The organism is Amycolatopsis pretoriensis, from assembly GCF_900107925.1.
Lineage (GTDB): Bacteria > Actinomycetota > Actinomycetes > Mycobacteriales > Pseudonocardiaceae > Amycolatopsis > Amycolatopsis pretoriensis.
The window spans coordinates 467,241-480,074 of record NZ_FNUJ01000002.1; the positions used below are offsets into that span (position 1 = coordinate 467,241).

Genomic DNA, 12,834 nt, shown 5'->3' on the forward strand with positions numbered 1-12,834 from the left:
GATGGCGCGGCGGCGGTGGCGGGGAAGTCGCTCGGCGGGGGTCTTGGGGGTGGCGTTTCGGCCACCCGGGAGCCCGCGCGCCGGGTGGCTCGGCCGGGTGCGCCCAGCCGAGGCAACCGGCGAATCCGCCCTCGGCCGGAAGCTTGGCCCCGGGCGCCCCTCGCGCGGGGCAACGAGATCGGCGGCCGCGCCGCGACCTCCGCGCGGCCGGTTGCCGCGGCGAGCGCTCGGCCGGCACTCGCCCTCGCGCCTCGGGCGCCCACCGCGCGGCCGACTGCCGCGCCGCGACCACCGCACCGCCGGCTGCCGCGGCGAGCGCTCGGCCGGCACTCGCCCTCGCGCCTCGAGCGCCCACCGCGCGAAGCGGCAGTTGCGGAACCGAGCGGCAGCGGCCTCCGCGCGCCGGTGGCCACGCTCCGGCGCCCGGCCGGCATTCGCGACCTCGCCGACCTCGACCGAAGTCGGCGCGCTTGCCGCGGCCGGGCGCTCAGCCGGCGCCCGCGGGCCGCACCGAGCCCCGGTTCAGCCGCCCCGCGCCCGGACCTCAGCTGCTCAGCGTGAAGGCCCGATCGGTAGCCGACCAAGCGGCCCCGATCACCCCGGCCGTCTCCCCCAGCTCAGACAGCACGATCGGCAGATTCCCCGTCGCCAGCGGCAGCGACCGCCGGTACACCGCGCTCCGCACCTCGGCCAGCAGCTGGTGCCCCAGCTGGGCCACCCCGCCGCCGATCACGACCATCCCCGGGTTGATGAAGCACACCAGCGAAGCGATCACCTGACCGAGCCGGCGCCCGCCGTCGCGGATCAGGTTCACCGCGCCGAAGTCGCCCGCCGCCGCCGCTCGGCCGACGTCGCGGGCCGTCACCGCGCCGCCGTCCGCCGCCACCTCCGCCAAGTGCGCCGACCGGCCGCTGCGGGCCAGGGCCAGCCCGTCGCGGGCCAGCGCCGCGCCGCCGAAGTACGCTTCCAGGCAGCCGACCTCGCCGCACGCGCACGTCGGGCCGTAGTCGTCCAGGCGGATGTGCCCGATGTCGCCCGCCGTGCCCGCGACCCCGCGGTACACCTTGCCGCCCAGCACGATCCCGCAGCCGATCCCCGTGCCGATCTTGACGAACATCAGGTCGTCGGTCGATCGCGCGACCCCCGCGTGCCGCTCGCCGAGCGCCATCGCGTTGACGTCGTTGTCCACCGCGACCGGGCAGCCCCACAGCCCGCCGAGGTGGTCGCGCACGTTGAACCGGTCCCAGCCCGGCATGATCGGCGGCGCCACCGCCATCCCCTCGGCGAAGCTGACCGGCCCGGGCAGGCCGATGCCCGCGGCCACCAGCCGGCCGGGCGCCTCCTCGCGTACCTTCGCCGCGAGCTCGGCGACCCGGCGCAGCACCGGGTGCGGCCCCTGCCGGACGTCGCAGTCTTCGACGGCGTGCGCGAGCACCTCGCACGAAGCGTCGGTGACGGCCAGCCCGACCGACGTCGCCCCGACGTCCACCGCGAGCACCCGCAGGTCGCCCGCGAGCCGGACGAGCGTGGACCGCCGGCCGCCGCGGCTGGCCGACGGTCCCGCCGTCTCGATCAGCCCGACCTCCCCGAGCCGGGTCACCTCGGCGCCCACCCGCGCCCGCGGCAGCTCGAGCCGCTCCCCCAGCTCGACCCGCGACATCGGGCCCTCGTCCCGCAGCAGGGTCAGCAACCGGGTCTGGTGCCGGGTCTCGACCATCGACTGCTCCGGGGTGGATACCGCGCTCATTCGGTTCAGCGTAGTGCGTCCCCGGTGGTCAGGCGCACGTGCCGGAATCCGTGGCGAGCACCGGATCGGTCACGGGCCGGGCGCTGAACGGCGTCGGCTCCTGGACGCTCAGCGCGCCGTCGCGCAGCGTGTAGACCGTGCGCGTGCCCGAATAGGTGAGCTGGTCGGCCCCGACGTCGTCGGACTCGGCCGCGACGCTCACGAACGCGCGGCCGCCTTCGAACGGCGTGCAGCCGTAGCCCAGGTGCGCGGCGACCCCGCCGCCCTCGGCGACCGAGAACGGCTGGTCGTCCGGGCCGACGACCTCACTCAGGTTGCGGCCGTCGAAGTGCAGCACGCTGAAGAACGTCGTGTTCGCGCCGACGGACCGCGTGACGACCAGCTCGGCCCGGCCGTCGCCGTTGAGGTCGGTCACGCGCGGGGCGGCGAGGCCGAACCGGCTGTCGGCCGGCAGGTGGATCGAGGTGTAGGTGCCGTGCACGGCGGCCGAGATCAGCTGGTCGTCGTCGGCGGTCAGCCGGGCGGTCACGGTCTCCGGATCCCCGTCGCCGTTCAGGTCGGCGACGGCGGTGACCGGGCCGGCGACCGGCGCGGCGAGCGCGGGCACGGCGGCGGCGATGCCCAGCGCGGCGGTCAGACCGGCCAGGGTGGCGATGCGCTTCATGAGATCTCCCTCCGTCTTCTGGTGATCTTTTCACCGGAAGCGCTCTCACGAAGAAAGACGGCCACATCGCCGATCCGTGCAGTGCGGGTGTGCTGGGCCACACGAACGCAACCCGGTCACTCCGGCCAGCGCACCTCGTCCGGGTACGAGTGGAACTGCCGCAGGTGCCGGTCCTCGGTGCGGCTCTGCAGCGGGAACTCGAAGCGGGAGCCGTCCGCCCAGGTCAGCGTGCGCTTTCGGAAGCTGACCTCCGGCGCCGTGCTCCCCCGCGCCTCCCACACGACGGCCGGGTCGGGCGCGTCGGCCGGGTCCAGGTACGTCGATCCGGTGTCCACGAACGCGACCGACGTCGGCGAGCACACCAGCCACGGCCCCTTCGCCCGCCGCAGCCGGTCGATGGGTTCGAGGGCTTGGGCGTCCGCCGGACCGGTCACGTGGATCGCCCGCTCGCCCTTGCCCCCACCGCTACCTGCCGCGCTCGCCAGGTACGCGACGAACCCGACCGCCGCGCCGATCCCGCGCGCGACGGTCAGGAAACCCTGCCGCACCTTGCCTTCGCCCTCGACCGAGCCGTCCGGGCGCCGGCCGGGGACCGCGAACCGCAGGTCCGTGTCCCCCAGGCGCAGCACGATCACCGGCTCCCGCCAGCGGTCGCGCATCACCGCGTCGACGCGCTCGCGAAAACCCGGGCGAACCAGCGCGGCGTCCTTCACGGACTCCATGCGGTCGCCGAACTCGACGGCCTTCCGCTCTAGATGTCCAAGTTCCGCCGGGTCTCCTCCGGACTCCGGTCCCCGCCGATCTCGCTCTTGTCGAACCACGGCTCGTCCTCCTCGGGAGTAACGGCTTCCTTGCCTTCGCCGAACGCCGTCTTGCCCGCGGCGATCCCGGCCTTGACGCTCGCGCCCGCGACCAGCGGACTGGCCCCGACCGACGTGCCGAACATCGTGGTGAGCATCCGGTTCCCGGGCGTGAACGGCACGCGCGCGGTGTTCTCCAGCGTGTCCAGGCCGAACCTCGACTCCCCGGCGTACCGGCCGAGCCGGAACTTCCGGGTCATCTCCACGACCTTCGTCGAGTACTTCGCGAGGAACTCGATGAACGTGTCGAGCAGCTTGCCGAACTTGCCGAGGTAGCGCGTGACCTTCTGCAGCACGCTCGCGGCCTTGGCGATGGACGCCGTCATCGCGGCGGCGACCGAGCTGCCGAAGCTGATCACCGACGCGGCCAGCGCGGGCAGCCAGATGGTGATCAGCCAGGACACCAGTTCGGTGATGATCGCCTTGATCACCTCTTCGATGACCTGCATGACCATCGACCACATCTGCAGCACCTCGGCGACCGACCCGGCCGCCGAGCCGACGCCGCGGATGCCCGACGAGAAGTCGCCGAGCGCCTCCTTGGCCGCCTTGCCCGCTTCGTCGACCCACTCGGCCAGCGCAGTGTCGCCGGTCTTCTCGAAGTCCTCGGCGAGCGCGACGAAACCGTGCGCGATCGTCGCGAAGTTCTCCGACGCGTGCCCGATGGCCGGCCCGTCGCCGGTGACGGCGTGCAGCGCGTCCTGCAGCGGCTGGACCAGCTCGAGCAGCATGTTCAGCCCGTGGCTGACCAGCCAGCCGATCGGGTCCATCGCGAAGGTGACCATGTCGGTCGCGGCGCCGGCGACGAACCCCGCGCCGTCACCGACCAGCGCCTTGCCGGCCGACGCCAGCTCGCCCGCGCTGTCGGCCTCCGCGGCCTGCTGGGCGTGCTCGGCGATCGACTTGCCGGACTTGTACACGGTGCCGACCACTGGAGTGGCTTCGGCGGCGCGGTCGAGGTTCGCGCTCATGCTCTCGTCGTACGGCTGGACGTCGAGGGCGTCCGCGATGCTCCGCTTGGGCTCGGTCACTTGCCCTGTCCCCCGATCGCGTCGATCTCCGCCTCGTACCGGCCGAACGCGATCACGCCGGCTTCTTCGGTGCCGCGGTACATCTCGGCGGCCTTGGTCATCTTGGTGGTGAGCCCGTCGACGCCGTCCTTCAGCTCGCCGAGCAGCGACCGCAGCTCGCCGAGACGGTCGGTGTAGCCCTGCTTCGCCCAGATCCCGACGACGCCCCAGGCCGTGTCGGTCACGTCGGCGGCGTCGATCTTGGCCCCGAACTTGTCCGCTTCCCCCTCGTAGAAGGGCAGCTGGCGCGCGTATCCGGAGATCGCGTCGATGTTCGTCTGGATTCCGTCTGGCATCGCGGAGAGTTCCCTCGGTCGGATCAGGAGCGGCGGAGGATCGGGCCTTGGTCGAAGTCGTCGTCGTCCCCGGGATCGGGCCGGCGCCGCGGGCGCGGCGCCTGCGGCTCCGACGCGGGTTCGGGCGCCGCGGTTCCGAACGCTTCGGCCTGCGCCTGCCGGACCTGCCCGCTGACGTCGAAGCCGAGCTGGTCGCCGAAGGCCTCGTCGACGATCCCGGCCTGCTGCCGCGCGGCCCCGGCCACGGCCTGGCGCAGGGTGGCCATGATCCGCTGGGCGAGCTGGCCCGCTTCGAGGTGCATCGCCCCGGCGGTGAGCCGCAGGTCGGTGACGGTGCCCCCGGCCCCGGCGACGACGGTGACGGTGCCGTCGGGTGAGGTCACCGAGGTTTCCACCTGGGCGATCCGCTCCTGCATGTCCCCGACCTCGGCGAACCGGGCCTCGGCCTGGCGCACCTTGGCCTGGAAGGTCTCGAACTGGGCGATCAGCTGATCCATCTCGGCCGACATCGTCACTTCCTTCGCGGTACTGGGCTTGGCCGGAGCATGACAGATCCGGCGCCTCCCCGCGGCATTTCGGCGGATTGCGTAGATCAGCCGATGAACCCCGCCGCCTTGAGCCAGTCGTGCGCCACCGTGGCCGGCTTCTGGCCGTCCACGCTCACCTTCTTGTTCAAGTCCGTCAGCGTCGCCGTGTCGAGCTTCTCGGCGATCGGCGTGAACACCTGCTCCAGCTGCGGGTACTTCTGCGCGACCCCCGCCGCGATCGAGATGGCCGGGTTGTACGTCGGGAAGAAGTGCTTGTCGTCCTCCAGCACCGTCAGCTTCTGGCCGGCCACCCGTCCGTCCGTCGACGCGACCGAACCGAACCCGCACGGGTCGCCCTTGCCGACGCTCGGGTACACCACGGCGTCGTTGAGCAGGTGGACCTGCGGCTCGGGCAACGCGAACCCGTACGCCTTCGCCAGCCCCGGAAAACCGTCGTCGCGGCTCTTGAACTCCGGGCCCATGCAGGTCGACGCCGCCGCCGGGTCGCGCTTCACCAGCGCCGCGTAGTCCGAGATCGTCTTCACACCGGTGCGAGCCACCGTTCCCGCGTTGCCCGCGATCGCGTACGTGTCGTTGGCCGGCGACCGCGCCCACCACGTGACGCCGCCGGCCACGTCCGCCTTCTTGACCGCGTCGTACTGCGCCTGCGCGTCGGCGATCGGCTTCGTCTCGTGGAGGTAGCTGATCCACGCCGTGCCCGTGTACTCCCAGTACAGGTCGATCGCGCCGCTCGTGAGGGCCTGGCGCACGTTGCTCGACCCGGTGATGTTGGTCTTGTCCTGCGGGCTCGCCCCGGCCGCCTGCAGCGCGACGAGCGCGATCTGGCCGAGCAGCAGCTGTTCGTCGAACTCCTTGGAACCGACCCGGATCTGCGTGCCGCTCAGCGCGTCGATCTTCTTGATGGACCCCTCGCCCACTCCGGCGCCGGGCTGGTCCTTGCCGATCGTGCACCCGGCGGCGAGCGCCGTGACGAAGGCGAGAACGACGGCTGTCGTGCGTCGCATGGCTTGTCCTCCTTGGGTTCTCACAGTCCGCGCGGGTGCAGGACCTCCTCGGCCACCAGGCCCAGCCAGTCGGCGAAGAGCGCCAGCGCGGCGACGACGATGCCGAACGTCAGGCTCAGGATCGGGCGGTACAGCCCGATCCCGGCGACGAGCCCGCCGCCGAGACCGCCGCCGTCGATGAACGTCGCCAGCGTCGCGCTCGCGACAGTGAGCACCAGCGCCGTCCGGATCCCGGCGAGGATCACCGGGACGGCGAGGGGCAGTTCGATCCGCCACAGGATCGCCGTCTTCGTCATGCCCATGCCGCGCGCGGCGTCGACGAGCGTCGGGTCGACGCCGTCGAGCCCGACCATCGTGTTGCGCAGCACCGGCAACGTCGCGTAGACGACCAGCGCCGCCACCGCCGTCGCGGTGCCCGTGCCGACCCAGAGCGCGAGCAGCACGACGAGCCCGATCGACGGGATCGCCTGGCCGAGGTTGCCCAGCCCGAGCCCGATCGGGCGGGCCCACCGGGCCCCCGCGCGGGTGAGCAGGACGCCCAGCGGCAGGGCGATGGCGATGGTGCAGACCGTGGAGATCAGCGTCAGCCGCAGGTGCGCGCCGAGCTCGGCGAAGATCTCGCCGGCGTTGAGGTAGCGCTGTTCGATCGAGTCGAGCGGGTACGCGCGCACGATCAGGAACAGCGCCAGCAGCGCGACGGCGAGCAGCACCGGGCGGACCAGCAGGCCGAGCCGGCGCCGGCGCGGCCGGGTCGACGTTGATGCCTTCGCCCGCACGGTTTCCGCGACCGCCGGCGGTGTTTCCACCGTGGGCTGGAGGGCCGCGAGCAGCCGCGGGACGTCGAGCGTCCGCCCGTCGACCGAGACCGACGTGCTTCCGGTGCGCACCATCGTGTCCAGGGCGTCCCGCAACGTGGCCTCGCGCGGGATCGACGGCAGCCCACCGGCCGCCGGCCCGAGGTCGAGGTCCGCGACCGGAATCAGCGCCAGCCGCTTCAGGTTCCGCTTCGAGCCGGCGAAGGACGCGACGTAGTCGTCGGCCGGCGCGGCGAGGATCGCCTGGGGCGTGTCGTACTGCGCGAGGACCGAACGCGGGCGCAGCACGGCGATCCGGTCGCCGAGCTTGAGAGCTTCGTCGAAGTCGTGCGTGACGAACACGATCGTCTTGCGCACTTCCCGTTGCAGGCGCAGGAATTCGTCCTGCAGCCGGGCGCGCGTGATCGGGTCGGTGGAGCCGAACGGCTCGTCCATCAGCATGACCGGCGGGTCCGCGGCCATCGCCCGCGCGACGCCGACGCGCTGCCGCTGGCCGCCGGAAAGCTCGTGCGGGTACCGGTCGCCGTGGTCGCGGGTCAGGCCGACGACGTCGAGCAGCTCGCGCACGCGCCCGGCGATCCGCCGCCGCGTCCAGCCGAGCACCCGCGGCACGACGCCGATGTTGGCCGCCACCCGCAGGTGCGGGAAGAGCCCGACCTGCTGGATGACGTACCCGGTGTGCCGCCGGTGCTCGTCGAGGTCGAGCGCCGCCACGTCGGTGCCGCCGACCGTGACGACCCCGGACGTGGGTTCGACGAGCCGGTTGATCATCCGCATGGTCGTCGTCTTGCCGCACCCCGACGGGCCCGTCAGCACGACGATCTCGCCGGCCGGGATCCGCATCGTGAGGTCCTCGACGGCGGGCGCCGCCTGTCCCGGGTAGTGCTTGCGCAGGTTCTCGAGTTCGATCGTCTCGCCGGCGGTGCCGTTGCTCCGCTCCGGCTCGACCTCGCCGAGGGGCCGCGGCCGCCGCCAGGTCGTGAGCTTGCCGACCACGACGAAGGCGAGGTCGAACAGCAGCGCCAGCAGCATGATCCCGAGCGTCCCGGTCAGCACCTGGTTCAGGGAGTTGACCGCGCCGAACCGGCCGAGGCCGTCGAAGATCTCGTTGCCGAGCCCGGGCCCCTTGACGTAGGCGCCGATCGCCGCGATCCCGATGGTGATCTGCGTCGAGACGCGGATGCCGGAGAGGACGACCGGCCAGGCCAGCGGCAGCCGCACGCGCCACAGCACCCGCGCGCGGCCGAGCCCCATGCCGCGGGCGGCGTCCACGACGGCCGGGTCGACGCCCCGCAGCCCGACGATCGTGTTGCGCGTGATCGGCAGGAGCGCGTAGAGCACGAGCGCGAACAGGACGTTGGTGAGGCCGAGCCCGAACGGGCCGATCAGGATGCCGAGCAGCGCGATCGACGGGATGGTCAGGAACGCGGCGGTGGTCGTGGTCGCGAGCTCGCCGAGCCACCGCCGCCGGTAGGTGAGCAGGCCGAGCGCCATGCCGACGAGCACGGCCAGCGCCACGGCGGCGAGGGTGAGGTCCACGTGGAGGATCGCGTCGTTGACGACGTCGATCCAGTTTTCGCGGAGGTACTCCCAGAGGCTCAGTGCCGCACTCCTCGCCGTCGGTGATTCACCGCCCAGCCCAACACGACCACCGGGCTCTTGTCCACCGTCCGGTTCAGCCGGCCGGGAGGACGCGGCCGCGGACCTCGCCGAACGCGATGCGCTCGCCGTTCGCGCCCGGGGCCGTCGCGGTGATCACCACCTCGTCGCCGTCCTCCAGGAAGCTGCGCTGCTCGCCCTTGACCGTCAGCGGCTCCCGGCCGCCCCAGCTCAGTTCGAGGAACGCGCCGCGCTGGTGCTTCTCCGGGCCCGAGATCGTGCCCGACCCGTAGAGGTCGCCGGTGCGGGCGGACGCGCCGTTGACCGTCAGGTGGGCCAGCATCTGGGCCGGCGACCAGTACATCTCGCGGTACGGCGGGCGGCTGACCTCCTGGCCGTTCCACTCGACGGCCAGCTCGACGTCCAAGCCCCACGACCGGCTTTCCCGCAGGTAGGGCAGCGGTTCCGGGTCCTGGCCGGGCAGCGGGGTCCGCGCGGCCTCCAGTGCCAGGACCGGCACGACCCACGCCGAGATCGACGTCGCGAAGCTCTTGCCCAGGTTCGGGCCCAGCGGGACGTACTCCCAAGCCTGGATGTCGCGGGCGGACCAGTCGTTGAGCAGCACCGCGCCGAACACGTGCCGCGGGAAGTCGTCCGGGGCGATCGGGGTGTTCAGCGGCGTGCCGGTACCGACGATGAAGCCCAGTTCCGCTTCGATGTCCAGGCGCGTGCTCGGCCCGAACACCGGCGCCGGGTCGCCCTTGCGCTGGCCGCTCGGGCGGACGATGTCCGTGCCCGAGACCAGCACGGTGCCGGACCGCCCGTGGTAGCCGACCGGCAGGTGCTTCCAGTTGGGCAGCAACGGTTCCGCGTCCGGCCGGAACAGCCGCCCGACGTTCGACGCGTGGTGTTCGGACGCGTAGAAGTCGACGTAGTCCGCGACCTCGATCGGCAGGTGCAGGGTGACGTCGGCGACCGCGTGCACGGCGTCGTCCGGGACGTCGCCGGCTACTAGGTCGGTCACCTGGGCGCGGACGGCCACCCAGCGGTCGTACCCCTGGGCCATGAACGGGTTCAGCGAGGGCGCGGCGAAGACGTCGTCGCCCAGCGCGCGGGCCAGGTCGAGCACCGAGTCCCCGACCCGGACGCCGACGCGCGGGGCGTCGCCGCCCACCGAGAACACGCCGTAGGGCAGGTTCGCGGTGCCGAACGGGGAACCGGCGGGGATGTCGATCGTGGTCATGCCTCTCCTCGGGGCAGCAGGCCGAGGCCGGCCAGCTCGGTCAGGGGGTCGCTGATGCTGCAGGTGCCGAACGAGGTGAACCGCGTGCGGACGCCGTCGTCCAGGTCCCGCACCAGCGCGGCGACCGCCGCGCCGTCCCGCTCGGCCAGGTGCGCTTCGGCGTGGTCGGGGTCGCCGGCCGCGAGCAGCAGGTTGAGGAACCCGTGCTGCTCGAACCCGGTTCCGGGGTCGGTGTTGCGCAGCGCGTGGTGCAGCCCCGCGGTCGCCTTGAACGGGACGTCGGCGTCGACGGCGGCGCAGATCGTGGCGGCCAGCTCGGCCTCGGACGGGTACAGGTCGGCGCGCACCCCGCCGGTCCGGAACTTGGCCCGGTGGCCGGTCCCGGCGAGCGCCCGCAGCAGCGGGCCGCGCCGGTCGTCGCGCGGGATCTCGACGTACACGGGGACGGTCGCGGCCGACACGGCGTCGAGGACTTCGTCCGGTCCCATGCCGTCCGGCACGGCGATCTCCAGGGCTTGGAGGTCCACCGGGAGGTTCGGCACGGCGGCGAGCACGCCGGGCAGCTGCGCGGGGCCGCCGGGCAGCGTCACCGAGACCGGCAGCGGGTATTCGCGCGGCCCGAGCAGGTCATCCAGCGCGTCGAGGGCCGGGGCGGCGAGCACCAGCGGGCCGACGAGGCCGGCGTACCAGGCCTTCGTGTACGAGTCGTGCGCGGCGACGGCGTCCGGCAGGGGCGCCAGGCCGGGTGGGAAGACCGCGGCGTCGTCGCACAGGCCGGCGAAGAGCGGAGGGATCACGCCACCGGCCCCCGTCCGGACCAGGTCCACGCGTAGCCGGGGTCTTCGCTCGCCAGGCCGCCTTCGCCGAGCTCGAGCGGGCGGAACGTGTCGACCATGACGGCCAGCTCGTCGAAGAACTCCGCGCCGAGCGACCGCTCGACCGCGCCGGGCTGCGGGCCGTGGCTGTGCCCGCCCGGGTGCAGGCTGATCGAGCCCTGCGCGATCCCGGATCCCTTGCGGGCCTCGTAGTTCCCGCCGCAGTAGAACATGACCTCGTCGGAGTCCACATTGGAGTGGTAATACGGCACCGGCACGGCTAGGGGGTGGTAGTCGACCTTGCGCGGGACGAAGTTGCAGATGACGAAGTTGTGGCCCTCGAACACCTGGTGCACGGGCGGCGGCTGGTGCACGCGGCCGGTGATCGGCTCGAAGTCGGCGATGTTGAAGGTGTAGGGGTAGAGGAACCCGTCCCAGCCGACGACGTCGAAGGGGTGCGCCGGGTAGACGTACCGGGTGCCGGTGATGCCGCGCGAGCCGCGGTGCTTGACCAGCACCTCGACGTCCTCGCCCTCGGCGAGCAGCGGCTCCTCGGGCCCGTGCAGGTCGCGCTCGCAGTAGGGCGCGTGCTCCAGCAGCTGCCCGAACTTGGAGAGGTACCGCTTCGGCGGGGTGATGTGCGAGTTCGCCTCGACGACGTACGCGCGCAGCGGCTCGTCCCCGGTCGGCACCCAGCGGTGCGTGGTCGCGCGCGGCAGGACGACGTAGTCGCCTTGCCGGGCTTCGAGCAGGCCGAACACGGTCTCGACGCGTGCCTCGCCGGACTCGACGTACACGCATTCGTCGCCGACGGCGTTGCGGTAGAGCGGGGACGCCTCCCCCGCGGCGACGTAGGAGATGCGCACGTCCCCGTTGCCGAGCACCAGGCGCCGGCCGGTGACGACGTCGGCGCTCTTGTGGTCGTTGCCGGGGAACAGCTCGTGCAGCTTGAGGTGGCGCGGCACGAGCGGGCGGTTCTCGGTGAGCGACTGGTCCGGCAGCTCCCACGGCGTCGCGTCGACGATCGCCGAGGGCACGCCGCGGTGGTAGAGCAGCGAGGAGTCGGACGAGAAGCCTTCCTCGCCCATCAGCTCCTCGTAGTACAGCCCGCCTTCGGGTGTGCGGTGCTGGGTGTGCCGCTTCGGCGGGATGGTCCCCGCTCGGCGGTAGTACGCCATGGTCGCCTCCTGACCGATCGGCCGATTTAGTTCAGACTTTTACTACCTTGAGGGCAGCCTAACGCCCTGCCCAGCCCGCCGGAAGGGCCACGCTGCGGGGACTCTCCCCGACCGGACGAGGTCGCGAATGACTCATTCGGGACCTCCGACGCCGCGAATGAGTCATTCGCGGCACCGCGGGTGGCTAGCGGCGGCGGCGGGTGTCGGCCGCCGCCCGGCTGGTGATCAGCTTGCCCAGCAGCAGCACCAGGATCCGCTGCTCTTCCTCGGTCAACGCGTCCGTCCAGCCGAACTCGCGCTCGTTGTGCTCGCGGAACACCGAAACCATCTCCGCATGGCCCGCGTCCGTCAGCGACAGACGGACCGAACGGCCGTCGCGCTCGTCCGGGACGCGGTCGAGCAGGCCGTCCGCCACCAGCGTCTTGACCAGGTTCGACACCGCCGCCCGGCTCATCCCGGTGAGCCGGGCCGCGGCCGTCGGGTCGAGGGGCCCGGCCAGCCAGACCACGAAGAGCAGCCGGAAGCCCGACCACGACCGGCCGCGCGGCCGGTGCACCGCGGCCTCCAGGTCGTAGGTGACCAGGTCCGACGCCCGGTTCAGCGTCAGCAGCACCTCGGTGGCCAGCTGGTGGCGGAAGCCGTACTCCGTCGCGAGCCGGCGGTTGGCCAGCTCGACGAACGACCAGAAGTCCAGCTCCGCCTCCATGACCGCAGCCTAACAACTGGTCAAACTCGAAACTGGTTTCGCTCGCGTGGCACCTTGAGGAACGTGAGCATGATCGCCGAGACACCAGGCAGCCGATCGGGAGTACAGCCCGACCGTGACGTCGGTGTCCGTCGCCGCCAGCCCGACCGCCGTGTGCTCCTTCGACAGCACCTTCGAGGCCATCGCCCAGTACGGCACCAGCTGAGCTGAACCGCAGCCCGCCCCGCAAACCAAGGCCCCACAAGAAGAGCAAGACCCCGAAAGAGCACGACGGCCCGAGAACCCAGCC

Annotated in this window: 12 protein-coding genes; all 12 read right to left on the bottom strand. The window is 72.4% G+C overall.

Annotated elements, in window-relative coordinates; translation table 11 throughout:
• Window positions 1-544 precede the first annotated feature (544 nt).
• Complete coding sequence (locus BLV96_RS09145) at window positions 545-1,717, bottom strand: ROK family transcriptional regulator (RefSeq protein ID WP_167379592.1); 1,173 nt, start codon at window positions 1,715-1,717, stop codon at window positions 545-547.
• 58 nt (window positions 1,718-1,775) lie between these two features.
• Window positions 1,776-2,411, bottom strand: a complete 636-nt coding sequence (locus tag BLV96_RS09150; RefSeq protein ID WP_086672071.1) for a hypothetical protein — start codon at window positions 2,409-2,411, stop codon at window positions 1,776-1,778.
• A gap of 116 nt (window positions 2,412-2,527) precedes the next feature.
• Window positions 2,528-3,133: a hypothetical protein gene (locus BLV96_RS09155; protein ID WP_086672069.1), complete on the bottom strand. Its 606-nt coding sequence runs from the start codon at window positions 3,131-3,133 to the stop codon at window positions 2,528-2,530.
• Between the two features lie 29 nt (window positions 3,134-3,162).
• Window positions 3,163-4,302, bottom strand: a complete 1,140-nt coding sequence (locus tag BLV96_RS09160; RefSeq protein ID WP_086672067.1) for a hypothetical protein — start codon at window positions 4,300-4,302, stop codon at window positions 3,163-3,165.
• Window positions 4,299-4,637: a hypothetical protein gene (locus tag BLV96_RS09165; RefSeq protein WP_086672065.1), complete on the bottom strand. Its 339-nt coding sequence runs from the start codon at window positions 4,635-4,637 to the stop codon at window positions 4,299-4,301. Before BLV96_RS09165 ends, BLV96_RS09160 begins: the two co-directional genes overlap by 4 nt.
• 23 nt (window positions 4,638-4,660) lie before the next feature.
• Entirely contained in the window at window positions 4,661-5,146 is a 486-nt protein-coding gene (locus BLV96_RS09170) for a YbaB/EbfC family nucleoid-associated protein (protein ID WP_086672063.1), read from the bottom strand.
• Window positions 5,147-5,229: 83 nt separating this feature from the next.
• Window positions 5,230-6,189: a glycine betaine ABC transporter substrate-binding protein gene (locus BLV96_RS09175; protein WP_091388972.1), complete on the bottom strand. Its 960-nt coding sequence runs from the start codon at window positions 6,187-6,189 to the stop codon at window positions 5,230-5,232.
• Window positions 6,190-6,209: 20 nt separating this feature from the next.
• Window positions 6,210-8,543 (bottom strand): ABC transporter permease subunit, encoded by a 2,334-nt coding sequence (locus tag BLV96_RS09180; RefSeq protein ID WP_244180113.1) that lies wholly within the window; start codon window positions 8,541-8,543, stop codon window positions 6,210-6,212.
• Window positions 8,544-8,679: 136 nt separating this feature from the next.
• Window positions 8,680-9,846: a fumarylacetoacetase gene (gene fahA, locus BLV96_RS09185; RefSeq protein WP_086682410.1), complete on the bottom strand. Its 1,167-nt coding sequence runs from the start codon at window positions 9,844-9,846 to the stop codon at window positions 8,680-8,682.
• Window positions 9,843-10,643, bottom strand: a complete 801-nt coding sequence (locus tag BLV96_RS09190) for a hypothetical protein (protein ID WP_244180114.1) — start codon at window positions 10,641-10,643, stop codon at window positions 9,843-9,845. The genes fahA and BLV96_RS09190 overlap by 4 nt, the downstream gene beginning before the upstream one ends.
• Entirely contained in the window at window positions 10,640-11,839 is a 1,200-nt protein-coding gene (locus BLV96_RS09195) for a homogentisate 1,2-dioxygenase (protein ID WP_086682407.1), read from the bottom strand. The genes BLV96_RS09190 and BLV96_RS09195 overlap by 4 nt, the downstream gene beginning before the upstream one ends.
• Window positions 11,840-12,023: 184 nt before the next feature.
• Window positions 12,024-12,545: a MarR family winged helix-turn-helix transcriptional regulator gene (locus BLV96_RS09200; protein ID WP_086682405.1), complete on the bottom strand. Its 522-nt coding sequence runs from the start codon at window positions 12,543-12,545 to the stop codon at window positions 12,024-12,026.
• Between the last annotated feature and the right edge of the window lie 289 nt (window positions 12,546-12,834).